This is a genomic window from Nostoc sp. (assembly GCF_036917615.1).
GTDB lineage: Bacteria > Cyanobacteriota > Cyanobacteriia > Cyanobacteriales > Nostocaceae > Nostoc.
On sequence record NZ_JBALCZ010000014.1, the window covers coordinates 1 to 26,091 of the forward strand.

The 26,091-nt window shown below is 43.5% G+C and carries 26 protein-coding genes and 2 pseudogenes; 19 read left to right on the top strand and 9 right to left on the bottom strand.

Translation table 11 applies throughout. The features are described from left to right. Nucleotides 1-244: 244 nt before the first annotated feature. Nucleotides 245-2,578, top strand: a pseudogene (locus V7K85_RS03465) (GAF domain-containing sensor histidine kinase); the annotation flags it as partial. Nucleotides 2,579-2,629: 51 nt separating this feature from the next. Here the strand turns inward: V7K85_RS03465 and aroQ are convergent. Both aroQ and ctpA read right to left on the bottom strand, forming a co-directional pair. Then, nucleotides 2,630-3,277, bottom strand: a complete 648-nt coding sequence (gene aroQ, locus V7K85_RS03470) for a gamma subclass chorismate mutase AroQ (protein WP_334811261.1) — start codon at nt 3,275-3,277, stop codon at nt 2,630-2,632. Between the two features lie 295 nt (nt 3,278-3,572). After that, nucleotides 3,573-4,817, bottom strand: a complete 1,245-nt coding sequence (ctpA, locus tag V7K85_RS03475; protein ID WP_334811262.1) for a carboxyl-terminal processing protease CtpA — start codon at nt 4,815-4,817, stop codon at nt 3,573-3,575. A gap of 546 nt (nt 4,818-5,363) precedes the next feature. Here ctpA and petB point away from each other — a divergent pair. The 6 genes from petB to V7K85_RS03505 all read left to right on the top strand — a co-directional run bounded on the left by petB (nt 5,364) and on the right by V7K85_RS03505 (nt 11,185). After that, nucleotides 5,364-6,011 carry a cytochrome b6 gene (petB, locus tag V7K85_RS03480; protein WP_334811263.1) on the top strand — a complete coding sequence of 216 codons (648 nt, stop codon included), beginning with the start codon at nt 5,364-5,366 and terminating at the stop codon, nt 6,009-6,011. A 262-nt stretch (nt 6,012-6,273) separates the two neighbouring features. Continuing rightward, entirely contained in the window at nt 6,274-6,756 is a 483-nt protein-coding gene (gene petD / locus V7K85_RS03485) for a cytochrome b6-f complex subunit IV (RefSeq protein ID WP_334811264.1), read from the top strand. Between the two features lie 783 nt (nt 6,757-7,539). Next, a complete protein-coding gene (locus V7K85_RS03490) occupies nt 7,540-7,983 on the top strand; it encodes an ATP-binding protein (RefSeq protein ID WP_334811265.1) in 444 nt (147 codons plus the stop codon). A gap of 555 nt (nt 7,984-8,538) precedes the next feature. After that, entirely contained in the window at nt 8,539-9,552 is a 1,014-nt protein-coding gene (locus tag V7K85_RS03495; protein ID WP_334811266.1) for a GDP-mannose 4,6-dehydratase, read from the top strand. A 10-nt stretch (nt 9,553-9,562) separates the two neighbouring features. Next, complete coding sequence (locus V7K85_RS03500; RefSeq protein WP_334811267.1) at nt 9,563-10,744, top strand: glycosyltransferase; 1,182 nt, start codon at nt 9,563-9,565, stop codon at nt 10,742-10,744. A gap of 69 nt (nt 10,745-10,813) precedes the next feature. Further along, complete coding sequence (locus V7K85_RS03505) at nt 10,814-11,185, top strand: hypothetical protein (protein ID WP_334811268.1); 372 nt, start codon at nt 10,814-10,816, stop codon at nt 11,183-11,185. Between the two features lie 35 nt (nt 11,186-11,220). Here the strand turns inward: V7K85_RS03505 and V7K85_RS03510 are convergent, their stop codons facing one another. Beyond that, on the bottom strand, nt 11,221-11,655 hold the full coding sequence (locus tag V7K85_RS03510; RefSeq protein WP_334811269.1) for a hypothetical protein: 435 nt from the start codon (nt 11,653-11,655) through the stop codon (nt 11,221-11,223). 390 nt (nt 11,656-12,045) lie between these two features. Here V7K85_RS03510 and V7K85_RS03515 point away from each other — a divergent pair, with 390 nt between their 5' ends. From V7K85_RS03515 to V7K85_RS03525, 3 genes are all read left to right on the top strand, one after another. Continuing rightward, nucleotides 12,046-12,390, top strand: a complete 345-nt coding sequence (locus V7K85_RS03515; protein WP_334811270.1) for a hypothetical protein — start codon at nt 12,046-12,048, stop codon at nt 12,388-12,390. Nucleotides 12,391-12,569: 179 nt separating this feature from the next. Next, nucleotides 12,570-14,711: a pentapeptide repeat-containing protein gene (locus V7K85_RS03520; RefSeq protein ID WP_334811271.1), complete on the top strand. Its 2,142-nt coding sequence runs from the start codon at nt 12,570-12,572 to the stop codon at nt 14,709-14,711. Nucleotides 14,712-14,905: 194 nt separating this feature from the next. Then, on the top strand, nt 14,906-15,397 hold the full coding sequence (locus V7K85_RS03525) for a hypothetical protein (protein WP_334811272.1): 492 nt from the start codon (nt 14,906-14,908) through the stop codon (nt 15,395-15,397). 84 nt (nt 15,398-15,481) lie between these two features. On the opposite strand, the gene V7K85_RS03530 is transcribed toward V7K85_RS03525, so the two are convergent. The 5 genes and pseudogenes from V7K85_RS03530 to V7K85_RS03545 form a co-directional block, all read right to left on the bottom strand. Next, nucleotides 15,482-16,291, bottom strand: a complete 810-nt coding sequence (locus V7K85_RS03530; protein WP_334811273.1) for a WD40 repeat domain-containing protein — start codon at nt 16,289-16,291, stop codon at nt 15,482-15,484. Nucleotides 16,292-16,310: 19 nt separating this feature from the next. Next, nucleotides 16,311-16,631 carry a WD40 repeat domain-containing protein gene (locus V7K85_RS03535; RefSeq protein WP_334811274.1) on the bottom strand — a complete coding sequence of 107 codons (321 nt, stop codon included), beginning with the start codon at nt 16,629-16,631 and terminating at the stop codon, nt 16,311-16,313. A gap of 15 nt (nt 16,632-16,646) precedes the next feature. Then, nucleotides 16,647-16,703 (bottom strand): annotated as a pseudogene (locus V7K85_RS36350) (hypothetical protein); the annotation flags it as partial. Nucleotides 16,704-16,778: 75 nt separating this feature from the next. Beyond that, complete coding sequence (locus V7K85_RS03540) at nt 16,779-17,600, bottom strand: WD40 repeat domain-containing protein (protein WP_334811275.1); 822 nt, start codon at nt 17,598-17,600, stop codon at nt 16,779-16,781. Between the two features lie 139 nt (nt 17,601-17,739). Then, the gene (locus tag V7K85_RS03545) at nt 17,740-18,513 is read right to left on the bottom strand and encodes an iron-containing redox enzyme family protein (RefSeq protein WP_334811276.1); all 774 of its coding nucleotides are present in this window, start codon (nt 18,511-18,513) and stop codon (nt 17,740-17,742) included. Nucleotides 18,514-18,663: 150 nt separating this feature from the next. On the opposite strand from V7K85_RS03545, the gene V7K85_RS03550 reads away from it, so the two are divergent. From V7K85_RS03550 to V7K85_RS03590, 9 genes are all read left to right on the top strand, one after another. After that, nucleotides 18,664-19,614: a LysR family transcriptional regulator gene (locus V7K85_RS03550; protein ID WP_334811277.1), complete on the top strand. Its 951-nt coding sequence runs from the start codon at nt 18,664-18,666 to the stop codon at nt 19,612-19,614. Nucleotides 19,615-19,842: 228 nt separating this feature from the next. Beyond that, nucleotides 19,843-20,049, top strand: a complete 207-nt coding sequence (locus tag V7K85_RS03555) for a hypothetical protein (protein ID WP_229457894.1) — start codon at nt 19,843-19,845, stop codon at nt 20,047-20,049. Nucleotides 20,050-20,254: 205 nt separating this feature from the next. Next, the gene (locus V7K85_RS03560; protein ID WP_334811278.1) at nt 20,255-21,511 is read left to right on the top strand and encodes a GNAT family N-acetyltransferase; all 1,257 of its coding nucleotides are present in this window, start codon (nt 20,255-20,257) and stop codon (nt 21,509-21,511) included. Next, entirely contained in the window at nt 21,492-21,989 is a 498-nt protein-coding gene (gene ruvX / locus V7K85_RS03565) for a Holliday junction resolvase RuvX (protein ID WP_334811279.1), read from the top strand. The genes V7K85_RS03560 and ruvX overlap by 20 nt, the downstream gene beginning before the upstream one ends. Nucleotides 21,990-22,130: 141 nt before the next feature. Continuing rightward, nucleotides 22,131-22,703 (top strand): DUF3727 domain-containing protein, encoded by a 573-nt coding sequence (locus tag V7K85_RS03570; RefSeq protein WP_334811280.1) that lies wholly within the window; start codon nt 22,131-22,133, stop codon nt 22,701-22,703. 242 nt (nt 22,704-22,945) lie between these two features. Further along, nucleotides 22,946-23,164 carry a hypothetical protein gene (locus V7K85_RS03575; protein ID WP_334811281.1) on the top strand — a complete coding sequence of 73 codons (219 nt, stop codon included), beginning with the start codon at nt 22,946-22,948 and terminating at the stop codon, nt 23,162-23,164. Between the two features lie 155 nt (nt 23,165-23,319). Then, nucleotides 23,320-23,859, top strand: coding sequence for a YqeG family HAD IIIA-type phosphatase (locus V7K85_RS03580; protein WP_334811282.1), 540 nt, complete (start codon nt 23,320-23,322; stop codon nt 23,857-23,859). Nucleotides 23,860-24,116: 257 nt separating this feature from the next. Then, nucleotides 24,117-25,226: a glutamate 5-kinase gene (gene proB, locus V7K85_RS03585; protein ID WP_334811283.1), complete on the top strand. Its 1,110-nt coding sequence runs from the start codon at nt 24,117-24,119 to the stop codon at nt 25,224-25,226. A gap of 52 nt (nt 25,227-25,278) precedes the next feature. Continuing rightward, nucleotides 25,279-25,419, top strand: a complete 141-nt coding sequence (locus V7K85_RS03590; RefSeq protein ID WP_334811284.1) for a hypothetical protein — start codon at nt 25,279-25,281, stop codon at nt 25,417-25,419. Nucleotides 25,420-25,433: 14 nt separating this feature from the next. On the opposite strand, the gene V7K85_RS03595 is transcribed toward V7K85_RS03590, so the two are convergent. Beyond that, nucleotides 25,434-26,075: an HAD family hydrolase gene (locus V7K85_RS03595; protein WP_334811285.1), complete on the bottom strand. Its 642-nt coding sequence runs from the start codon at nt 26,073-26,075 to the stop codon at nt 25,434-25,436. Between the last annotated feature and the right edge of the window lie 16 nt (nt 26,076-26,091).

Here is a 26,091-nt window from a genome sequence, read left to right on the forward strand (position 1 = left end):
CCGAGAGTTCAGCCTTTAGTGACAGTAATCTGCTGTCGGGCTGGATTAGCTATTTACGGACTGGTTACCGTGATTTACTAATCAACGAATCGCACATATTGGCCAAATCAAGCCGTATTTAATGGCAGTATCGGGACTAATTTTTGTTCCCATTTTCCATTTTTATGCCGCACTCACGCACCTGGCACTCTTCCCCACACAGCCAGAACCAGAGCAAGCTCAAATACTTGTCCACGCCGGAGTCCATCAAACTATTCTGCATGAATGGGCAAAAAATGCCCCGATGAATCACTTGCATAAATGGTATTTAATTGAGGCTGAACGTTATCGAGTTTTGGGTGAAAAAATCGCAGCCATTGAGTGTTATGACCGAGCCATAACTCTTGCTCAAGAACATCAGTTCATCAACGAAGAAGCTTTAGCCAATGAACTAGCGGCTAAATTTTACCTCAACTGGGGCAAAGAGCGGATTGCTCAGGAATACATGACCCAAGCATACTACGGCTATGCTCGTTGGGGCGCTAAAGCCAAAGTCGCCGACTTGGAACGACGCTATCCCCAACTCCTCGCCCCCATCTTAGAGCAAACCCGTTCTCCCTTCTCAACTAACGAAACTATCTTCACATTGGAGAGTGTCACCTCCACCAGTTCTGCCACAACAAGCAGTAGCAGCGTCTCTGTTGCTTTAGATTTAGCTACCATTCTCAAAGCTTCTCAAACCCTTTCTGGAGAAATCGAACTCGAAAAACTGCTCTCAGTATTGCTGCATATCGTCATTGAAAATGCGGGAGCCGATAAGTGTGTGTTCATACTTTTGGAGTCAGATCGGTTACTAATTCAGGCGCTAGCACAGCTTTCCCTTGGTGTCACATCTGCACAAAACAAGGGAATTGCCCACGTCGATTTTTATCCCATGTTGCTTAACCCACAGTCTGTTGAAGACTCTGTTGATGTGCCAGTTGGCTTAATTAATACCGTCAAGCGCAGTTTACAATTTGCGGTAATTACTGATGCTAAAGTGCATCCGCAATTAATTAATGACCCGTATATTCAGCAACAGCAGCCCAAGAGTATCTTGTGCAGCCCGATTTTGCATCAGGGTAAGTTGCTTGGCATATTGTATCTGGAAAATAACCTGACAACCGGAGCTTTTACCAGCGATCGCGTCGAATTGCTCAACTTACTTTGTACTCAAGCCGCAATCTCTTTAGAAAACGCCCGACTGTATGCCAGAGAACAGGAAAAATCACAAGTCTTACAAGCATCACTGGCACAATTAAAACAGACCGAAGCATCTCTAGCCAAAGAACGAGAGTTCTTGAATGCGATCATTCACAATATTACCGATGGGATCGTTGTTTGTGATGCTAGTGGCAAATTGACCCTATTCAATAACGCAACTCGTGAATTTCATGGGTTACCAGTAGAATCATTACCACCAGAACAATGGGCAGAACACTTCGATCTTTATCAACCTGATGGTCAAACACCTCTATCAATCACAGAAATCCCTCTGTTTCGTGCCTTGCAAGGGGAAATAGTCGAAAATGCTGAAATGATAATTGCGCCGAAGCATGGTTCTAAAAGAATTATGTTAGCCAGCGGACAAGCAATATTTGATCCTTGGGGTAACAAAGCCGGTGCGGTAGTTGTAATGCGAGATATTAGCGAGCGCAAACTTGCTGAACTTGCCTTGCAACAAAAATCACTCTTATTGCAACAAGCACTAACTGATCTGCAAAACGCCCAATTACAAATTGTCCAAAGTGAAAAAATGTCAGCACTGGGTAACTTAGTTGCCGGGGTAGCTCATGAAATGAATAATCCCCTTGGTTTTATTGCTGCCAGTCTAAAACTTGCTAAACCCACTATTGCTGATCTTCTTGAACACTTAAAACTCTATCAATCAAGCCTGCCCAATGCGAGTGATGAAATCAAAGACCATGCTGAAGAAATCGACTTGGATTATAGCTTATCAGACTTGCCCAAGATGATTGATTCCATGACAATGGCGTGCGATCGCCTGAAAAATATCAGCACTAGTTTACGAACTTTCTCCCGTGCCGACAAAGATTATAAAGTGCCGTTTAATATTCACCAAGGCATCGACAGCACGATTTTAATTTTGAAACATCGTCTCAAGGCTAACGAGCAACGTCCAGCAATTGAAGTGATAACTGAGTACAGCACTTTACCTCAAATTGAGTGTTTTCCTGGGCAGTTAAATCAAGTATTTATGAATATTTTAGCAAATGCTATTGATGCATTGGATGAATCAAATACAAATCGAAGTTTTGAGGAAATTCAGATTAATCCTAACCTGATAACAATTAAAACATCAGTAGAAAATGAAGGTGTAAAAATTAGCATTACTGACAATGGTCAGGGGATGAATGAAGAGGTAAAACAAAAGATATTTGACCATTTATTTACGACGAAAGCTGTCGGTAAAGGAACAGGATTAGGATTAGCGATCGCCCGTCAAATTATTGTGGAAAAACATGGCGGAGCGATCGCGGTGAATTCTCAACTTGGCGAAGGAACTGAATTTGCAATTCAGCTACCGTTATCCGCATAAACGAGAAAATCGCAGTTGTTGTCTGATAAAAATAATTTGTCGCTAGCCCAATCAATGGAAGTTATCCACTTTGCAAGAAGCGCTTTGAAATTGCCGCAGGGGTAAAATTGCTAGGCTCTGCACTTGCTGATCAATACCATCTCCCTGAATAATCACCTGGGAACGTGACTGAATTAATTCCCATATCTGCGGACAACCTAGAACAGGAGTCAGTTCTGTTAAAGCAAAGACAAGTTCTGTGTTTAATTTATCTAACGATGGTCGCAATGTCTGGTTTAAGTCTGGCACGTTAGGAAAAGATTTAATGCCTTGCTTTTGCCAGTTTTGAAAATCAACTGTTTGGATGAGTTTTCCTGCTTCTATTTGTGCTTTAAAAAATCCTGCAACTCTCTCGGGTTCTAGACTATGGGTTGTTGCTTGTTGCCTAACCTTTAATAGTAACTCTTGTTCGCGCTTTAAATCCTCAATAGGACGTTTATGATTCCATTTCCACCGCGCTACATTATGTGCAATTAGCAATCGCTGCTGGATCAATTTTAGTAATTTATCTACAGGTAGTTGTTGATCTGCGATCGTAATAGCTTGAAGATTTGCTGATTGTACTGACCCAGAGGTCTGAGCAGCGAAATATAATTTTAAGTTGGCAGCAACTACTGTACTACTAAAAAAAAGCCCAAAGAAAATTATTATGGCAAACAACAGTGGATGCTTTCTGAAAAAACTTAAATTCATGTCAAAAAGTTTATACACTCTGCTACTTAGCAGTAATTTCCATTAATTCCACAGGAATACAGTATTTTCAATCACAGACAAAATATCTCATAGTTACTGACAAAAAGCAAGTTCAGCAGCTATCGGATCACAATTTATTCGGTCATTCCCAGTCATAGACTGGGAACAAGGCGAACTCCAAACTCCTGTACAGACGCGATTAATCGCGTCTCTCCAAACTCCTAACCGGAGGCGGAGCGTCTCCGGCTCCGCTCCTAACTTTTTACGCCTTTCCCGCTATCACCGAGTTTTTAACCAAAAGTTCCACTGCTGCTTGATATTGCAGATCCGCTTCGGTGCCAATCTCTTCGCGGTTAATTGGATCTTGGGAAATCACTTGATCCGGCTTAATACCTAGTTTGTTAATATCCCGGTGTTGAGGAGTTTCATACTTAGCAATTGTGACTGCCAAGCCCGAACCATCTGATAATTCAAATAAAGATTGAATTAAGCCCTTTCCAAAGGTGGTTTCGCCTATCAACTGGGCACGACCGTTATCTTGGAGTGCGCCGGCGAGAATCTCACTAGCACTGGCAGTTCCTTGATTCACCAAAATCACCAGAGGATCGTTCGTCAGGGCTGGGCCAGAAGCTTCAAAACTACCTTGAATGCCTTGTCGGTTCACAGTGTAGACGATTGTGCCGGAGTCTAACCACAAACGGGCGATTTCAATTCCTGATTGCAATAGCCCCCCAGGATTATTTCGTAAATCCAGAATGTAGGCAGCAGCGCCTTTTTTTTCTAGACTAGAAATAGCACGTGCCAATTCCATTGAAGCGTTGGCATTGAATTGAGTGAGGCGAAGGTAGCCAATGGGCATGTCCTGAGTGGAAACACGTAATTCTGAAACCACAGGGTTAAGAGCAATGCGATCGCGTGTAAGTCTAATTTCCGTTTCTGCCTCTTTGTCCCGTTCGATCAGGAGAGTGACAAGGCTGCCACTCGGGCCGCGCATTCTGGTTGCAGCTTCATCAAGGGTGAGATTTTTTGTAGAAATGCCTTCAATTTTGAGAATGCGATCGCGTGGTTTAATCCCGGCTTTATCTGCTGGTGAACCTGCTATGGGAGCCACTACTTCCAACTTTCCAGTCTCAGGATTCAGGGCAATTTGCAATCCTACCCCAGTCAGTTCCCCAGAAGTATTGACCTGTAAGCTGCGGTACTGTTCGGGATCTAAAAAGCGGGTAAAAGGATCGTCGAGGCTCTTGAGCATCTTCCCAATTGCCGTATAAGTGGCATTTGAGTCGGTGAGCGGCTTCTCCAGAGCCTTTTGCCGGACTGCTGCCCAGTTTTGATGATTAAACGTCTCATCTAGATAAGTGCGATTAACAATTCGCCAAACTTCCGAAACCAGCTTTTGTTCCGCCGTCAAAGCCACCGCCGGCTGGGTGAGCGTACCCAACGCCAACCAAAACGCCATTAACAATGAAAATCCAACCCGAAAGACTTGTTTGTTCATGAACCCCATTCTCAATTCCACCTCAACCCAAATTGCCTAGAAATGCCCAGTTGCCCTGTTGTTGATGAAATCTATCTCTCGATTATGTTACTTTTTTTATAGAAGTGGTGCATTCCTCTCATCAAGTTGTTCACTCGACTGATGCATTGTATCCACTCACCAAAGGATAAAATCTACTTTGTGTCCACCATTTTCTGTGCAGGGGCGTAAAGAGATCGCAATATATTCCATCTTTACAGAGTGTAAAGTTTCTGAAGACTCTTAGCACGCTGAAAGCTGACAAGCTTTCCAAAAAACTCCCCTTTACTAAAATCCCAAAATTGCTAATTGGGAGAGAAGTCTGAGCGGCGGCTTCTGAGAAGTCCGTAGACAATTCTGCTCCTACCCTACTCCTCGGTAACGACTTCTCCTGCAAAGACGCTATCGCGAACGGGGAACAGGAAAGCCTAAAGGCGAATCCACAGGATGCCAAGGCTTAGGACTATCAGAACTAGGCGCCGATTTAGAACTTCGGGATTTATCAACCGCAACCGATTCTTAGGGACTTGAGATTGTATGGCCAACGTTTACGACTGGTTTGAGGAACGCCTAGAAATTCAGGCGCTCGCTGAAGATGTCACTAGCAAGTACGTCCCTCCCCACGTCAATATCTTTTACTGCCTGGGTGGAATTACCTTGGTTTGTTTTCTCATCCAGTTTGCCACTGGATTTGCGATGACGTTCTACTACAGGCCAACAGTTGCTGAAGCTTTCTCCTCAGTGCAGTACATCATGAATGAAGTCAACTTCGGGTGGCTAATTCGCTCTATCCATCGCTGGTCTGCCAGTATGATGGTGCTGATGATGATTTTGCACGTCTTCCGGATTTACCTGACTGGTGGGTTCAAAAAGCCCCGCGAATTGACCTGGATAAGTGGTGTCATCCTGGCTGTGATTACCGTTTCCTTTGGAGTCACCGGCTACTCCCTACCTTGGGACCAAGTTGGCTACTGGGCTGTGAAAATCGTTAGCGGCGTACCAGAAGCAATTCCTGTGGTTGGCGTTCTGATTTCCGACCTACTGCGTGGTGGTTCGAGTGTTGGTCAAGCAACACTGACTCGTTACTACAGCGCACACACCTTTGTACTGCCTTGGTTGATTGCAGTCTTCATGCTGTTTCACTTCTTGATGATCCGCAAGCAAGGCATTTCCGGTCCTTTGTAATCTCAGCTATTAGTGAAAGGCAACATTTGTCAGTTTTCAGATGAAGTTGTTTGTTCTAAACTTAATGAAACACAAGAAGTTAATTGCACATAAGTTCTAAAAACAAACACTTGTATCTGAAGCCTAAAGCTGTAGAAACCCTTCAGGCGGCTGACCGTAGATAGACAAACGAAACGCTGTTTACCGCCTGTTAGGGTTGCCTAGTAGCTGATAGCTTTCACAAATGCTTTAATTTAACTTAAGCAGGAGAGCACATTTAAAAATGTCAACACAAAAAAAACCTGACCTGAGCGACCCTAAATTAAGAGCCAAACTTGCCCAAGGCATGGGTCACAACTACTATGGTGAACCCGCTTGGCCTAATGACCTACTTTACGTCTTTCCAATCGTGATCATGGGTTCGTTCGCTGCGATCGTGGCTCTAGCTGTGCTAGATCCCGCTATGACCGGTGAACCAGCAAATCCTTTTGCCACACCATTGGAAATTTTGCCGGAGTGGTACTTATATCCAGTCTTCCAGATTTTGCGATCGCTTCCTAACAAACTTTTAGGAGTGTTAGCAATGGGTTCCGTACCAGTAGGGCTAATTCTCGTTCCCTTTATTGAGAACGTCAATAAGTTCCAAAACCCCTTCCGTCGTCCAGTTGCAACCACAGTATTCCTTTTTGGTACCCTTGTCACTCTGTGGCTGGGTATTGGTGCTGCCTTGCCATTGGATAAGTCTTTGACCTTGGGACTATTCTAAATTAGTCACCAGAAAGTGCTTTGACGCCTGTGAGTTTCAAGAGCATATGCAGATGTGCTTTTGAAATTAAATCTACAGGCGTCAATTTTAACAATAAAGAATCCATTAGCCCAGTCTCTTCTCTACCTTGGGCTGCGCCAACGAGTCATCAGCCAAGGGGAGCTATTGTGTTACTCATGTAACCAAAGTTTTAGCAAGTGGCCAAGGGCGATAGCGCAGCCTCTTCAAGTCTTTCAGCCTCACCCGTACCCCTACCGGGAAGCAAGCTATGTGTAAGGAAGGACTCCTGAATAAACGGGACAACACCACGCTAAAACACCACGCTAAATTGAAAATTTGGTGCAAAACAATTTAGTGGCGGTTCTAAGAGTGGAAAGTGACGCTCCTGCGTCAAAGAGGCTGCGCTAACAGATGTCTGACGACAAGCCAAAGAAGCGTTTACGGCATCAGCCGCCGCTGCGATTTTCCGCTAAATCCTCCACTATAAAGATTGCTAAGTTCTGGATTCTTTTTTAATAGTCCAGCTTGCATTTTGAATTTTAAGTTTTGGATTGAAAAGCTATTCCAAAATCTGAAATCACTAAAAGTCACCAAATACAAACATTTTCACTTACTTAACGTAAGTTGCTAGTTACAACCCTCGGAATGCCAAAATAGTTCATGTTTTGTATTTTGGTAGACATAATATCTCAATTGAGATTTTTCTATGTCAGAGAAATTTTGCGCTATTCGCAAAATTTAATAACGAGCAACTTGGGTTTACTTATATTTAAGTCACAGTTAATGCTTAGCATAGTGCAGCAAGACCATCTGACGGTTAAGAGCGAACTCAGTCTCCTAAACCAGGTGCAAGAATGGTTCGAGCAATTTTGTCTGCAACATTTGTCTCAACTTGGCTGGTCAAAAACCCAACTTGATCGCCTCAATTTAGCATTAGCAGAAGGCTTTACTAACGCTGTTCGTCATGCTCATCATGCTTTACCCCCGGAAACAACCATTGAGATTAACGTTTATCTGTGGATTGACCGACTAGAGATTAGAATTTGGGATTATGGAAAACCTTTCAATCCTGATGCGATCGCAGAGCCAGAGCCAGGTACGCTGCAAGTAGGCGGGTATGGATGGTTTCTCCTGCGGCGGTTGGCTGACCGTGTTATATACGAACGTGGTGCAGATGGTAGAAATTGCCTCCTCATCGTCAAATACTCTGTAGAAGTACAAAAGTAAAAGTGAAACAGTCAAAGGTAAAGCAAGCTAAGAATACTTCTGATGCCAATTTGGGGTTTTGAGGCGGAGCGTAGGGAAGCAGTACCAGCAGTGTGGAGGGCTTGTCTTCTCTACCAAACGCTGCGCGTAGCTTGATTATACTTAGGAGTACGACAAACAAAACTTCTTCTATAGTCGCCGCCCAAGGGACGGAGATTTTGCCCAAAGTTGAGCCACTCGGTTCAAAACATAAACATGAGCAAAAGCAGTCTCTGTTCAAATGCTCAAATATATACTTATTTACTTATATTATTGATAAAAGTATACTCCTTTTTCAATATTATTTAGATTGGAGTAATATATTTTTTATGTGAAATTGCTTAGTTATTATGATTTTTTTGTAAAACATCAAATAATATTGTTGTATAAAAAGAATTATTGAATACAGTAAAGATCACATTCGAGTTATACTAGCTGCCTTGTTAAAATTTGTCAGCAGTGTTAAGAGCCTTATTTTTTGTTCTCCAACAAATGTTATTTAGTGCTTAAAGAGATAGAGAGAATAGGGGACAAAATATGACTAAGACAGCCCTAATAACTGGAATAACTGGTCAAGATGGCTACTATCTCAGCCATTTGCTCCTCCACCTGGGTTACCGAGTTGTAGGATTAGTACCCCCGCATCGACAACCTAATTTGACAAAACTGGGAACACTGGCAAATCAGGTAGAAATTTTTACGGTTGACTTGAGGGATAATGCGGCGCTGTTGACCGCAGTTGAACAACTGCGTCCTCAAGAAATTTACAATTTGGCGGCTCCCAGTTTTGTACCCAACTCCTGGAACGACCCATTGGGAACCCTGGATCTGATAACTGGTACGGCTACCAGGCTTTTGGAAGCAGTACGACAAGTTGGTTTGTCTACCAGGTTTTATCAAGCCAGCAGCTCAGAAATGTTTGGCGATGTATTTGTTTCGCCTCAAGATGAGGAAACTCCTTTTCGTCCGAAAAATCCCTATGCTGCGGCCAAGATGCACGCCCACTGGACGATGGTGCATTACAGACAGCGTTATGGACTATTTGCCTGTAGTGGAATTTTATATAACCATGAGTCTCCTCTACGGCCACCTCAGTTTGTTACACGCAAAGTTTCTTTAGCAGCCGCATCGATTAAATTGGGTTTAACTGACACTTTAGAAATGGGTAACCTAGATGCTAAACGCGATTGGGGATTTGCCGGAGATTACGCGCAAGCAATGTGGCTAATGTTGCAAATTGATCAACCAGAAGAATATGTGATTGGCACAGGTAAACTGCACAGTGTTAGAGATTTAGTTGCCACAGCCTTTGAGTCTGTCGGATTGGATTGGACGCACCATGTAGTCCTAAATACCAAATTATTGCGAAAAGACGAACATTTTCAACTAGTAGCTAACCCCAGTAAAGCTAAAAGAAACCTCGGCTGGGAACCCCAAGTGAGCTTTGAGGAACTTTTAGAAAAAATGGTAAAAGCAGATTTAGAGCGGTTAGAAAGCGGTGCGTTGGATGAAGTCCTTGCCGCAGGCATCGCGCCCTTACCGCAAGTGTAAATAACCTAACATGCACATCACTACAGTGACAGAAAACCTCAAGTTAGGTGATAAAGTTAACAAAAAAACTAACCATGTCTTCGTGTTTTTAGAAATTTTTGCCCACGAAGGTGGTATTCAATCATATATAAAAGATATTTTTCGCGCCTATCTAGGATTGAGCCAAGCCTACAAGGCAGAAGTCTTTTTACTGCGAGATAGTCCAGATAGCTTAAATCCGTTTGAAGACGAGAACTTAAAATTTCATTACTTTAAAAATCGGTCTCCCTATTTGGGGAGATTGCAAATGGCAGCAGCTTTACTCAAGTGTCTGTTGCAAAGCCGTCCGCAGCAAGTTTTCTGCGGTCATATTAACTTAGCAGTATTAATCCAAACTCTTTGCCAGCCCTTGGGGATTCCTTACACCGTGCTAACTTACGGTAAAGAAGTCTGGGAACCGCTGAAAAATCAAGAACGTCGCGCCCTGACATCAGCAGCTGGAATTTGGACAATTAGTCGCTACAGTCGCGATCGCGCTTGTGTTGCTAATGGTCTAAACCCGAAAATCGTACAGATGATGCCTTGTGCAATTGATGGGGATAAATTTACTCCTGGTTCCAAGCAACCACAATTAGTCCAGAAGTATGGCTTAACTAATGCTCAGGTGTTAATGACAGTAGCGCGGTTATGGTCAGGGGATATTTACAAGGGTGTAGATGTAACGATTCGGGCATTACCACAAATCGCTCAAGTTTTTCCAGAAGTCAAATATTTGGTAATTGGTCGCGGTGATGACCAACCGCGATTAGCTAAACTTGCACAAAATTTAGGTGTGAGCGATCGCGTCGTGTTTGCTGGTTTCGTTGCCACTGAAGAATTAATGGAACATTATCGCCTTGCTGATGCCTATATTATGCCTTCGCAAGAAGGCTTTGGCATTGTTTATCTGGAGGCAATGGCTTGTGGAGTACCTGTATTATCCGGTGACGACGATGGGTCAGCTGACCCCTTGCAGGATGGTAAATTGGGATGGCGAGTACCACACCGCAGTTTTGATACTGTAGCAACAGCTTGTATAGAAATGCTTCAAGGGGATGACCAGCGTTGTGATCGAGAGTGGCTGCGAGAACAGGCGATCGCTCTGTTTGGCATGGATGCCTTTCAACAGCACTTGCAAAAAATGCTTCTATCCTCAGTAATCAAGTCCATTTAAGTCCAAATGACTAATGACTAATGACTAAAATCGCTATCCTAGAGGGAGAGCAGGACGACATTTATAAAAATGAGCTTTAAGTCATTTCAATTGAATCTTTTAAATCTCCGCCCTTGGCTCACCCTGCTGGCAGTTATTTGGTTGCTGGCATCACTGGGCTTGGGTTGGTTGGTTAATTCGTTGCTAATTATTGTCGGGTTGCTGTTTTTGGCACCCATTGTGGCTTTTTTTGGCTTTCGTTGGTGGTTGCAACGCAACTTGGTTGCTGATCAGTGTCCCGTCTGTCGATATGAATTTACAGGTTTAAATAACAGTCAGTTGCAGTGTCCCAACTGTGGGGAGTCGCTGTTAGTACAAAATAGTCATTTCCAGCGCTTCACACCAGAAGGCACAATTGATGTCACTGCTGTCGAAGTTTCTGTCCAATCACTGGAAGATTAGTTAAGAATCATTAGTCATTAGCAAAGGACAAATGACTAATGACTATTTATTTGGGAGATTGAGAGGGTGTAACTATACTCTCGTTTGGATAGTTCGCCCACATATAGCGAGTATTGTCCCGCCTGCCAGAAACCAGAAAGTTCTGACTTACTTCCAGAGTAGCTATCTGCCATTACACAAAAGCGTCCCCCTGGCCCGTCGATCAATAGTGTTGGCTTCCCTTGGCTCTCTACTGTTAATCGCAAATAAGGTAGTGACTCTGTAACCTGGATAACTTGATTGGGTTCAGTGGTAATATTGCCACAGTTACTTTTGACAGTTCCCCCAGACTTTCCCTTCAAAACCAGTGGATCTGGTTTGAGATTCCGATTAACTTGGATTGTTGGTGTCTGTGCCAAATTAGCTTCAGTGAAAACCAAACTCATCGCTAAAGCTGTGGGAATAATTACAAGTAGCCTAAGCGTTTTCATTTTAATTAATGCTCCAGATTTTTTCTAGAGCAATGTTGTTATGTAGTCTGATTTTATAGACGACAGTAATCCGTCTTGGTTCCCAAAATAACGGTATAAAGCAATACCACTTAGTTCAGGATTATTTGTGAAGATTTGATGATTGTAAAGACCATCAATCGTGCAAATTATCTATGTTTAGTGGTGCTTTGACAGCAAAATATTTCACCATACATTCCGCACTTCAATCTGTAACACGCTAGTATTCTAAAAATCATCATAATAAATTTTGTCTGTCTAGAAAGTTCTTGCACGCACAGACATTAGCTAAAATCACTAAGACAACCACCAAAAATAGAATTTGGTTGGTCTATTGTTGAAGAAGTGTGCTAACTGAGGTAAAAAAGATTGATGAATCCTCAACCTGAAGAAGACTTACAGCGTCGCCTCAATAAGCTAGAGGCAGAGATTAATTCCCCACCTGGGGTGGTTCCACAATCTCAATCACAAAAACAAACGCCTCAGTCTGTTTTTGCCAACTTGAATTTGCAACTAGAGCGATTTCAGATTTGGTTCAATAGCTTATCTGGGGCGAAAAAGCTGGTAGTTTCAGGTGTGACGGTGCTAGTAGGCTTGGCGATGCTGCAAGCAGTGTTTAAACTGGTTGCATCTGTAATCAGTCTGGCACTTTTGGCTGTATTAGTGTATGTTGGATACAAATTTTTTGTGTCTAGTAGCTTTCAACGTAAGCAATAAGTTGATATGCACTTACTTTGCAGTCCCGTAGTTATGAGAGTCAGGAGCCAGAATCCAAACGGCTCTTGACTTATGACTCCTAAATTCTATTTCAATATGCTTTTCTTTTTGTTGATTAGCTTAGTCTATTTTAATTGTGCTGATCGCGGCGTAGAAATAATGTCAAAGGGAATTATGCGATGACGACACCAATTGTCAGGAGAACTAGTAATCAATCTGGTCAGTCAAAAAAACCGGAAAGAGCCAATTCGCTGTTGCTAACAAGTAGGCGTTTTGCAGCTTGGGCAGCTGAAATCACACTAGTGGTTAGCAGCGGGTTGATTCCCTTCGGCATTGGTGTCTATGCCAATTCTAGAAGCGATCTCAACCGAGTGCCGCTTAATCCCGTGCTGGTAGTAACCCAAAGAGCGATCGCCAGACCCCTGGCTCTGCCTGTGAGCTATGGTATCCCTAACGTAGCATGGCCGACTAATATTTTATGGACAATCGCCCTGTTAGCGCCTGTAACTCTCTCGTGGTGGCAATTGTATTTACTAGCTAAGACTGGTAGCACAATTCCTAAACGTTGGTTAAAAGTGCGGGTTGTCAACGAGCAAGGGACGCCGCCTGGATTGGGGGCAGTTGTAATTAGAGAAGGAGTTGGGCGTTGGACTGTACCCATTTCCATCGCCTATCTGCTGTGGCGCTACAGCTTTGCTTTTCCTAATTTAGGATTATTTACATTTTTGTCTTTGTTAATGATTGTGGGTGAAGGGATAGGTTTACCGTCGCGCCGGGGACGTCGCGCACTACATGATCAACTTGCAGGCACTTATACAATAGATGCACTCTTAGATAGCAACAGACAAGCTCAGTCTGCTGGCGATAATGATCAAGCAGAAGAATGGCAAGAGGAAAATGAAGAATTAGCGGCAGCCCAAACCAACCAGTCGCCTAATCTCTGGCGGCGGATACAGCAAAATCCTAATCTGACTTTGTTTGGGGTAGGGCTTACGAGTATGACTGCTGTGTTGGCAACTTTAATAGGCACTCAAGTTTATATCCAAATTCAACAATCTCAGCGAGCAACCGAGAAAATCAACAGCCAACAGTTCCTCGAACTTGTCAAACAATTGAGTCCTAACTCTGGGGCTACTAACGAGCAACGCCAAAGTGCAATTCTGGCTATAGGTGGTCTTAATGATCCACAGTCCATTAAATTTCTGGCGGATTTATTGGTTAGCGAAACCAACCCCAGGCTTGTGGATACGATTCAACAAGCTTTGACAACTGTCGGGCCCCAAGCCATCCCGGAACTAAAAAATAAGAATCAGTTTTTGGTGGGTGAACTAGAGTCTGTGGGTAGTACTGCAACCCAAGAACAGGAATTACGGCAAGGGCGGCTACAAAGAAACCAGCGAACGATCAACAAGATTCTCTCTGTTTACAGTGGTAAAATCGAGGGCGTTGACCTGAGTAGCACCCAATTAGGTCAAAGCGGTACTCCAAAAAGTTCCTTCTTTAACTTGGTACTGGACAACATTGATTTATCAGGAGTTAAGTTAAAATCTGCAAATCTTAACCAAGCTAGTCTGAAGGGGAGCCGCTTTCGAGGCGTGGGTGAAGATGGACGCTGGGATACTTACGACGATGCGATCGCTGATTTAAGCCAAGCTCAGTTGCAGCAAGCCAATCTTACTGATGCTAACCTCAGTCGCGTCTTGATGAACCGTACCGATTTGAGCCGCGCCACTCTCAACAGAGCCAACTTATCCAACGCACGTCTATTTGAGGCTAAACTCAATAGCACCCAACTAGTAGGAGCCGATCTGCGAAACGCAGTTTTGGAAAAAGCTAGCTTAACTGGAGCAGATTTAGGCGACGCCAAATTGAACGAAGCCAATCTGTACGCTGCGCGTTTAGGTCGCGCCACTGCCATAGGAACACAATTATCCTTTGCCAACTTAACTAACACTGATTGGCAAGGGGCAGATTTATCAGGCGCCTATTTGGATCGTGCTAATCTCCGCAATGCTAACCTGGGCGCCACTCGTCTAGCTGGTGCTGTTTTGCGTTATGCCCAGATGGAAAACGTTAACTTGCAAAATGCCGACCTGAGTCTTGCAGATTTACGAGGGGCAAATGTGGCAGGAGCAGATTTTAAGGGGGCAATTCTCGCCCCTAGCAAACAAGATCCAGCAGATCAATTTGTCAAAACCCCAGATTTAGGCTCAGTATCTGCCGAAGTCCAAGGGGTTGATTTTTCGCAAGCCAAAAATTTAGATGCCAAGCAATTAGCGTACATTTGTACTCAAGGAGGCATTCATCCCCGTTGCCCGTAGAATGAGAGGGGGGGCAGGGGAAGCAGGGGAGAGTTTTCCCAATGCCCCATACCCTATACCCAATGACGCCACTTGCTAAAGAGCGGGAACGCTAAGAGCGAACAAGCCGGGGAACCCTTCCAATGCAGTGGCTTCCCAATGACTAATGACTAATGACTAATGACTAATGACTAATTGGTGTGAGGAGTTGGGTTATGAAGTATATTCCATATTTGGTTTCAGTTTTGGGGGCTGGCTTGGTCTTGAGTCTGGCGAGTACTAAACCAGTGCAAGCTCAAGTAGCCTATGGCAGTTATATCGGTATAGGCCCCACTATTGGTTTTACTGATGGTATCCAATTCGGAGGGGTTATAGCCGGCCGCTACAAGCTTTTGGAAGCACCAATTTCACTCCGCGCCCAAGTGTTAATTGGTAATAATACGGCAGTTGTGCCAACGGTTTCCTACGATTTACCCCTTAACTGGCAAGCTGATGCCTACTTGGGTGCTGGGTTGGTGTTGGCTGGTGGTGGTGGATCTTCTCCTGTGGGCGACAAAATTAGTTTTGCTTTACAACCGGGCATTGATTATATGATCCCAAATAGCAATACTGTGCTTTTTGGCAACGCCATTATCGCTTTTGATGCCTACCGTGATAGCAGTGGTACAGCTATCTCTGTACAAGGTGGTGTTGGTTTGAGATTTTAATGGGCATCGGTAAAGAGTCACCAAAACAGTGCCGCTCAAAGATTACTGAGTGTTGATTGTGGTTGCAAAACACCTGCTAAATTATCAGACCAAGACTTTGTTTTGCTGCCACACCTTTATCGTGCCATTGCTATAACTACTTACTAAAACTTGTCCATTCAGACTAAAATCAAGCGATCTGACCGTATAGTGGGATTGATCGATGAGACAAGTCTCGTTGCCAGTTTCTACATTCCAAAGTCTGAGAGGGGCTTCGTCAGTAATAGTAAACGCAAGCGTTTGTCCGTTAGGGCTGAAAGCCATACACCTTCCCCAAGCTCGATGAACGCGATCAATAGTGTGTATCTTTTCTCCGGAGCTAACTTGCCATAATGTGATGTTTCGAGTTGCTGCGATCGCCAAAAGTTCACCATCTGGACTAAACAGGACTAGATCGGGATATCCAGGATCAGTATCATCTTCACGATAGTCAATATGGATTGTACGAATGAACCTACCAGTGGTAATCTCCCAAATCCTAAACTCAGACATACTATGTCGAGTAGCTAAAAGACGCTTATCTGGGCTAAAGATAATCTGCGACACACGCTCATAGTCTCCCCTGAGTCTACAAAGTGTTTGACCAGTATGAACTTCTAGAACTTTAATCGACAAGCTTCTACGGTCAATAATTGCTAGCAAGTCTCCATACTGATTGACAGTTCTTGAACCCCAATGTCCTTGACTCAAATAGTTAATTGACTCAACTTTTCTGCCCGTTGCAACTTCCCACGTAATAATGTTCTGAGAGGTTTGATGAACTGAAGACCAATCGTCCTGGACACCAATTATAAACTTGCTATTTTGACTAAAAACAATCTTGCTAACGTTGCAACTCTCGAAGCGACCAAGCAAAGCATTGTTCTGTGTACTCTCAAAGCTTAATCATGCTATGAGCAATGTCAATGGAGACAACTATCTTGCCATTAGGACTAACCGCTAAGTAGTTATCCCCAATGGAAAAATCAGTAGAAATCTTATAGGGTTCTACTAAGTGACCAGAGAAGGTTTGATGTTTTTCCCCACTTTTCACATTCCATAGCGTAATTCCACTATTATTATCACCACCAAGTCCACTCGCCAAAAGCTTACCATCTGGACTAAATGCAAGAGTTTTGACAGGTTCGCAGGGTTCACAACTAATCAGAGTCAGAATTTTTCTGGCTCTTAGAGGTCGTAGCCATCCTTTACTCAATCGCCATAGAGTAATTACGCCAGTTGAGTCACCGCTCGCTAGTAGTTGGTTATCGGGGCTGAAAGCAAGAGATGTAACTTTGTCTAAACCCTCATAGTTTTTCTTTCCGAATCCTTGGAACCGAAAAAGTTCTACCCCTGTGGCTGTTTATAACAAGACGATAACTCTGTTAAAGGAATCGCCACAATTACTGGCTAAAATGCGACTATCTGAGCTAAAGGCAAGGATATGATTCCAGCTAGTGGTTGGATCTTGCAATAATGAAATACTACAAAGCTCTTTGCCCGTTTCGACTTGCCATAGCTTAAGCTTAATTTTTCCTTCGCTACGACCGGAATAGCCTCCAAAGCTGAATAAGCTAGCAAAAATTTTGCCATCGGGACTGAACTGATTGACATAAATATGGCTAATCTCCCTTACTTCTTCGTTGAGGCAGAACGTATGTTTGTCTATTCCAGTAGATGTTTCCCAAAGCGTTATAGCGGAGGGGGATTTGCAAGCTGATGCTGTTACTTGTAAATCTGGACTGACCGCAACAGGATACCACCAGAAGTATTCTTTTTCCCACGGGTATTTTTTAGAATGCGACTTGATGTCTCGCACGTAGACGACCTTGCCCACAGCCTGATCCCAGACACTGCCACTACAAGTCAAATCCTTCGGGTCAGAGCTAAAAAAGAAGGACTCGAACCTGGAGTGGTAAAAATCGAACAGGTAATACACTTTTTCACCGCTTGACACAGGTAGCGTCAAATCTGATGCATATAGCCGACTGTTCATATCAGAAAGCTGCTTGCCACTCTCAACGTCCCATAATTTGATCTCCTCAAGCGAATTGTAATTACAACTCGCTATTAACTTTCCATCAGGGCTGAAGGCAATCCGATCTACACAGCGAGAAGTGGTGGGTAAACATTTCCAATTTTGATCGCAATTTTCAGAATGGGGCGGCTCTGCACTTGAAGTCATGAATAGAATTCTTCCTTACACAAACTAATAATTAAGAATAATAACTATTGTTGCATAAGCTACTCAAGTCTCATTCGCTTACAGACGTGAAAACCCGCGTTACTATCGTCAAAATCCACTTACATGGATGAGTAGCGTCTTAAACAGCATTGGCTTGGGATTCGTACTCATGCAGCAGATCCTCGAAATACTGTACGTGTCGATCAATCCCACGCTCGACGGCTTTGATTACGCTATGAAGTTTGGCTGAATCCCCATCGTAGCGAGTCAGCACCGGACGAATAGAATCTTGGAAATGATTCACTTCTAATTCTGCGTGCAAGCTCAACCAAGTCGGGTGCTTCATGCCACGAACATCAAAGTAAGATGAGAGAATTCTGGCGTTTCGGATTGATACACACAGTTCTCGACCACTCAACGCAGCCAGGGCTTCGTAGAAGTTGTCGGTTCCGTAGCCGAATTCATCGAAAAATGAGCGTTCATACGATGCAGTCGCGGAACTTCGTTGAGATGCCATAATTTCAGGCTCCCTCAATCCTAAATCGTGAAGAAATTCTACGTACATCTCACTATGATCGTCTTGCAAATCTGTGAAGGTGTGATCTGATAAGGACATAATCGCGGATTTTTGGTCATTGTCAGTGCAACTTCCTGCTTTGACGATGCATAAGCCGAACCACTGATGCAGCCGATCGCGCCAAAAATGGTACTGGAGAAAGGCATATTGCATTAATGGTGGAGTAATGGCTCCAGCTTTCAGCAGGCAAAAAAAGCGGCTGCGATCAAGGACTTCGTGACAATAAGCGATTGTTCTAGAGGTGATTACCGATTCTTGCGCTTTCACCGCAGGCAGTAGTTCGATGTCTCGATTTAAACGGCTAGAGGTTAGAGCGATCGCAGGCTTCTCTTTCATAAACACTCTCCTAATTGCGAGTGATAAGTTCATGAAAGCAAGCTTAAAAGATTATTATTATAATAGTAAGACGATTTTGAATATTTTAGTATGACATTTTAATCATACTATTTTGATGAAATGAGCCTTCGACCTTGGAATAAGCTTGAAATGCGACAGCTACAGTATTTTATAGAGCTTGTTGCAGAAACGGGCGATAAAAAAAGCTTTAGCAAAGCGGCTGAACGCTTAGATGTGGAACAATCCTACCTCAGCAAAACGATCGCGGCATTGGAAGCGGCGTTGAGCGTAGAACTCTTTGATCGCACTCGTCGCCCTCCGGTGTTGACGGCGGTAGGAAAGGTTTTTCTCGCCGAACTTCAGGTTGCCGTCACTGCACTGGAACGGGCGGTGACACGAACACAAGAAGCGAGTCGTGGCGAAATTGGCAAGCTGGTTGTGGTGGTGAACACTGCGATCGCTAATAGTTTACTTCCAGATATTCTCAAAACCTTTCGCGATCGTTATCCGAATGTGGAATTGGAACTGCGATCGATGACGATCGAGGAAATGATCCAAGGACTACGGGATAACTCCATCGATGTTGGATTTGAACATCTGCCCAATCCTTACTCAGGTGATTCAACTCTGAATTTTCTCCCGATTGTGCAAGAGTCCTTTGTGGTTGCATTGCCAGAACATCATCCTCTGACGGCGCTCAAGCACATTCCACTTGAAGTACTCAAGGACGAGCAGCTGATTTTACCACCGCTTGATGCCGTGCCCTCCTACGAAGTGGTCTTATCGCAATTTGAGCTTCGGGGATTCAAGCCAACATTGCTGGAAACGGTCAAAGCCACTTGGATGGTGATCAACCTCAGTTTAGTGGCAGCAGGCGTAGGTGTCTCGATTCTACCGGACAACGTGCAAACGCTTCAACGTCAAGGAGTGGTCTACCGAGAGCTTCAAGATGCGCCGTTTACAAGGGCAATTGCGGTGGTGTGGCGACGGGCAGATATCAAGGCTTTGTTGGAGCCAGCACCGACCGATTCGATCTTGCTGCGCCAATTCCTGACGGTAGTTCAAGAGATAGCAGAACGTTGTGCATCGTCTGCTAATTAACCAATAAGAGTTTCAGCCCTGGCGAAAAAGGAGTTTAACAACGTTTGCTTTTCTGGCGATCGCCCTCTTGAAAGCAAATCTCCCACCTCGAACCCAAACCCTACTGCGATCCCTATCCCTAAAAAGCGTTAAACTTCATTGCAAATTAAGAAGTTAGTCCAAACAACGTGATAGTTTTTGGTCATGAAGAGAGACAGCATAGGATTAACACAGGAGAATACAGTGGCAATGGAATCAAATTTATTAACGAATGCAAGCGCAGATGAAATGAATCAAGATTTCAGTGAATATGTCGCCAACCTGCAACTTCACATGACTCTGCAAGCTCGCAATCTTGTTCCAACCCTGAAGCAAACACTGGTAGATAGTCGCCAGCAATTACTCCATCAAACCCAAGCTCACTTTGAAAAGCTAGTTTCTCGACAAGGGCTATAAATATATACAAATTTTAATCAAAATTCCAATAAAATAAAGGCAGATGTTGTTGGGTCAATGCCAATGGTGTTCTCACAAGGTCTGCTTTTTCTGCTTTTTTTAAGTATTAAGTTACTAAAATCACCCTTTTGGCGCAATATCAAGGGGCAGAAACTAGTTAAGATTATTGCAGCGGTTCCTTTGAAGAGCAGTTAGTTAAGGCTAAATGGCGGCTCGAATAAAAATGACTTCATTACTTCCCCGAAACCTCAGCGTTGTTATCCGACCAGTCCAATACCGGGATCTGGACGGGATTGAGCGCATAACTCAAGAGTCATTCGCAGCCCTCACTCCCAAGGGAGCAGGTTTTGGCGTCAGCCAGATGCAAAGGCTGCGTCGGTGGTATGGATTACTCAAATTTTTGAGTTGGTTTCCTAACCCGCTACAGTTTCGCCTCTGTGCCTATATCGCAGAGCAAGGGCGGATGCTTCTAGGGATGATTCAAGTGTCACCCTTTAACCGGACACGTAGCACTTGGCGAATTGATCAAGTGCTGTTGGAGCGTGGTGTCGATAAACAAGGAATTGGCTCGCAACTTTTGCGTCATTGCTTTGAATCGATTTTGGAAGCTCGCACTTGGCTACTGGAAGTCAACATCAACGACATCGAGGCGCTGGCACTATATCGACAAAATGGATTCCAGCGTCTGGCAGAAATGACATACTGGGAAATTGGGCCAGAATTACTGGTTGAATTGGCACAAGCAGAGCCAGACTTGCCCAACCTCTTGCCAGTGAGTAATGCTGATGCCCAATTGCTATATCAACTAGATACGGCATCTATGCCACCTCTAGTACGTCAGGTTTTTGACCGCAATACCCGCGACTTTAAAACCAGTTTGTTCGGCGCTTTAACTGATGCAGTGAAGCAATGGCTGACCAAAATGGAAGTAGTGAGTGGTTACGTATTTGAACCCCAACGCAAAGCTGCGATCGGCTATTTTCAGGTGCAACTTGACCGTAAGGGTGAAGTTCCCCACGTTGCAACGCTGACAGTTCATCCTGCTTATACCTGGCTGTATCCAGAATTACTATCTCAACTGGCTCGTATTGCCCAAGATTTTCCCCAGCAAGGGTTACAACTAGCTTCTTCAGACTATCAGGCAGAGCGAGAAGAGTATTTGGAACGAATTGGAGCAAAACGCATAGAACACACATTAGTTATGTCTCGCTCTGTGTGGCACAAGCTACGGGAATCTAAATTCGTCTCCTTAGAAGGAATTCAGTGGACTGATATGCTGCAAGGTTTACAACCTGCACGTAAACCTATACCAGGTGGAATGTCATGGATACAACCAGGAAAGTTGCCATCGTCAGATAAACCACTGCCAAGCAAGTCAGAACCGATTAACTTTTCGGGAAAAAACCCTAGCATGGAAGCATCGCCGATTCCGGAATCAGCAGATGCACAGCAGGAGAATTAGTGTGATATTGCAGGAGTACCCAAAACCATTTATTTCAGCATTGGGACTAGATTTCGGTCGCAAGCGGATTGGAGTGGCAGGGTGCGATCGCACAGGTTTAATTGCCACAGGGATTACCACAATTGAGCGCACATCTTTTGAGCAGGATGTCGAGCAAATCCGACAAATAGTTAATGAACGTGAGGTGCAAGTTCTAGTTATGGGCTTACCTTATTCAATGGATGGCTCACTAGGATTTCAGGCACGTCAAGTTCAGAAATTTACTACAAGACTTGCTAGAGCACTAAAACTGCCTGTGGAATATGTGGATGAGCGATTAACTTCATTTCAAGCAGAGCAACTGCTGATAGCTGAGAACCGCTCCCCTTCACGCCATAAAGGTTTGATTGACCGCAAGGCAGCCGCTTTGATTTTACAACAATGGCTGGATGTTAAGCGTGCTAAATCCCGCAGTTCAGTGGCGGCTATTGAGTATTGATACCTTTTAACATGATATTCTGAAAACGATTAGCCAGCAGTTGTATCTACGTATAAAGCTATTTGATTGACATAATATGTTATTAAATAGTTCAGCGATTTCTAAACTTGCTGGTATTTATTAAATTTCTACATTTCGGCTATGTTTTCCTCTCCATTTCCTGAAGAAAATGATAACGCTCATGCGGGTTCCATCACTTTAACCGATGACAAAGGGCGATCGCTCGAATGTTACATAGAGCATTCCCTAGAGGTAGATGGACAAGAATACGTTTTGCTTCTTCCTGTAGATTCACCTGTAGAAATTTTTTCTTGGGAAGGTGAGGGTGAGGAAGAAGAAGCGGTTCTGGTAGAAGACGACACCACCATTGAGCAAATTTTTGCTAATGCTCAAGCTGTACTATCTGAGCAGAACCTGGTATTGAAAAATACAGCCTATGCTCTGACAGTTGCAGGTGATTTACCGCCAGTTGAAGAATCAGAACTTTTCACCTTAGAAATCGAAGACGAAGAGGCAGATTTAGAGCCAGAGCAATTACAGCTACTCGCTAGCTTCTATGATGAAGATCAGGAGTATGCAATTTATACACCCCTCGATCCCCTGTTGTTTTTTGCACGGATAGCGAAAACAGGTGAACCTGAATTACTTTCTCCAGAAGAGTTCCGTAAAGTACAACCTCTGTTAGAGGAACATCTTTTTAATGAAGTGGAATAAGATTAAAAATTCAAAATGAAAATGTTACATTTTGAATTTTTTAATTGGGAATTTTCATTGTAATCAAAATCTACTTAAACCTTTTACCATGTCCCATTAAATAATTCGTAAGAGGTAAAACGCAGGGCTAATTATCCAATTAGGTTATTTTTGGGAACAGACTTTAATGTAGATGCAGAAAAAGGTCTGAATGAATATTGTGACTTTATAGCGGTTGCCATACTGGTTAGGACAACTCTGCTATGGATAGGTGTGACAGCCGCTCTCTAATGATTTGCCAATGTCCTAAGCTACTAACAATTAATGTGCCCGTGGTGGTTATTAGTGAAACAAAAAATGAAAATATTAAAGGTGGATTAGGTCAATGTGCGGTGGCAATGTTAGTAGCACAATTGTTTAATCAACAAGAAGGAAATGAAATTAGGATAATTTACGGTGCTGTAACAACGAGGGATGTTTGAAAGTTTTTGAATAATTATTACATCAAAGAGATAGATAAGATTTTAGCTATTTTATCTCAAAGTGTTCAGGGAGATATTCCAGGATGGAGTTCGACTAACTAAACTAGATTGGGTTATGCTCATTTGTCTGAGCTATTTAAATTTGACTGTTGACTATGATCTGGAACAATCTTTTACAGCCTGACTTGATTTTAGAAGGTTCAGTATTAAATCTAACACTGGATATTATCCAAAAATACGGGCTAAAGGGGCTGGTATTGGATGTAGATGAAACTTTAGTACCCTTCACAGTCGGAATAGCTTCCCCAGAACTACGGCAATGGGTGGACCAAATCCGCACCTGTACTGCACTGTGCTTGGTCAGTAACAACCTGAGTGAAGCGCGAATTGGTGGAATTGCCCGATCGCTCAACCTACCTTACTATTTGGGTGCAGCCAAGCCTTCCCGACGCAAAATTAGAGCAGCACTGAGGGCAATGGATCTACCAGTGCATCAAGTGGGGATGGTAGGCGATCGCTTGTTTACCGATGTTTTAGCAGGTAATCGCTTGGGGATGTTTACCATTCTAGTTGAACCGATTGTCCATGCAGACGCAGCTCTGCGCTCTCATCCTGTCCGTAACTTTGAAGTTTGGATATCTGAAATTTTGGGAGCCTCTATTACCCCCAAGAAAACCAAGATTCACAAAAGTTAAAAAATCGTCAGGAAAGTAAATCTAAAGAAATAATTAAGGAATCTTCATGTGATTCAAAAATCGGGGATCATAAGTATTAATAACATGGGGTCAGCCAAAAAAGACCCTAACTCATACTAAGTAAATATACACCCGTAAAGCGTCAGCCTTCACTAGAGAGGGATTGGCGCTTTACAATTTGAGTTAGGAGTTAGAAGTTATGAGTTATGAATTTAATTCAACTCCTAACTCCTCACTCCTAACTCCTCACTTTTCAGATGCCACTAACGATTGTTGTCAAAATCGGCACTTCTAGCCTAACTCAACCAGAAACGGGACAATTAGCACTTTCTACGATCGCTACCTTGGCGGAAACACTTTACCATTTAAGACGACAGGGACATCGAGTGATTTTAGTTTCCTCTGGCGCTGTGGGGGTGGGTTGTGCGCGGTTGGGCTTAACTGAACGTCCCAAGGCGATCGCACTCAAACAGGCTGTAGCAGCAGTTGGACAGGGTAGATTAATCCGTATATATGATGATTTATTTAATACTCTACAGCAGGCGATTGCTCAAGTATTATTGACTCGCAGTGACTTGGTACAGCGCAGCCGCTATCTCAACGCCTACAACACCTTTCAGGAACTACTGGGACTGGGAGTGATTCCCATAGTGAATGAAAATGATACCGTAGCAATAGACGAACTAAAATTTGGTGATAATGACACCCTTTCAGCATTGGTTGCGAGCTTAGTAGAAGCAGATTGGCTATTTTTGCTTACTGATGTCGATAGGCTGTACTCAGCTGATCCGCGTTCTGTACCAGATGCCCGACCGATCGCTGTAGTTAGTAGCATTAAGGAATTAGCAGAATTACAGATACAAACAGGTTCCCAAGGTTCACGGTGGGGTACTGGCGGTATGGTAACAAAAATTTCGGCTGCGAGGATTGCCATTGCAGCTGGAGTGCGTACCGTAATTACTCAAGGGCGATTTCCTCGGAATATAGAAAAAATTATCCAAGGTGAACTTATTGGGACGCATTTTGAACCCCAACCTGAACCAACTTCGGCGCGTAAACGTTGGATAGCTTACGGTCTTGTACCTGCGGGTAAATTGTATTTAGATGAAGGTGCGATCGCGGCAATTTCTCTAGCAGGAAAATCATTATTAGCTGCTGGAATTAAGGCAGTAGAAGGAGAGTTTGACACACAGAACGCTGTGCAATTATGTCACACCAATGGTAACGAAATTGCCAGAGGACTTGTGAATTACAACAGCAATGAACTGCAAAAGATTTGTGGACATCATTCACGGGAAATTCCGACAATTTTAGGCTATGCCGGTGCAGAAACTGTGATTCACCGGGATAATTTGGTTTTGACTTAAGATGAAAATAAGATAAATTTTGTGACTACTAACTGGGAGAGTAAAAAATATTATGACTCTAACGTTAGAAAATGCTATTAACTTACCAGAAGAACAACGCTTCTTCAAACGTGGATTAAGTTGGGAACAGTTTAAAGCGATTCAAGCTAGCTTTGAAAATGTACCATCTGATTCAAAATTATACATTTTCTGATTGATGCAATAAGTCTAATGGTGTGATAACAAAGAAGGCAGTTGGTACATGGAGTAAAAAACACGCGCACCACATGCCTCAAGTAAGGTAGCCTCACTTTGCTCGGTGTAACCTAAAACTCTCATACCAGCGGCGACACCTGCACGTACACCCAAAACGCTATCTTCTACAACCGTACAGGATGCAGGTTGAACTCCCATATTTTTAGCCGCATGTAAAAACAAGTCGGGTGATGGTTTCCAGCTTCCAATTTCATAGGAACTAAAGATGCACCCTTCAAATCGAGGTAGTAGATTAGTGACACGCAAAGCTAACTTAATTTTTTCTGGTGGGCCACTGGAAGCAACGCAAATAGGTAGATTAATCTTGTCTAAAGCTGCTTCTATTCCTTCTATAGGACGTAGTTGACGCTCGAATGCTTCAGCAGTGCGGGCACGAAGCTGAGTTACAAAATCTTGCGGCATCTTTTTTTCAAGTTTTTTCTCAATGACAGCAACACAATCAGCCATTTTGCAACCCTTAAATAACAAAATGGCTTCTTCAAGTTTCATTGCAAGTCCAAACTCAGCGACAAATTCTACAAGAACGCGATTGCCTAATCCCTCACTGTCTACTAATACTCCATCACAGTCAAAAATAACTAGTTCTGCTAGCACTTATACACTCCACGCG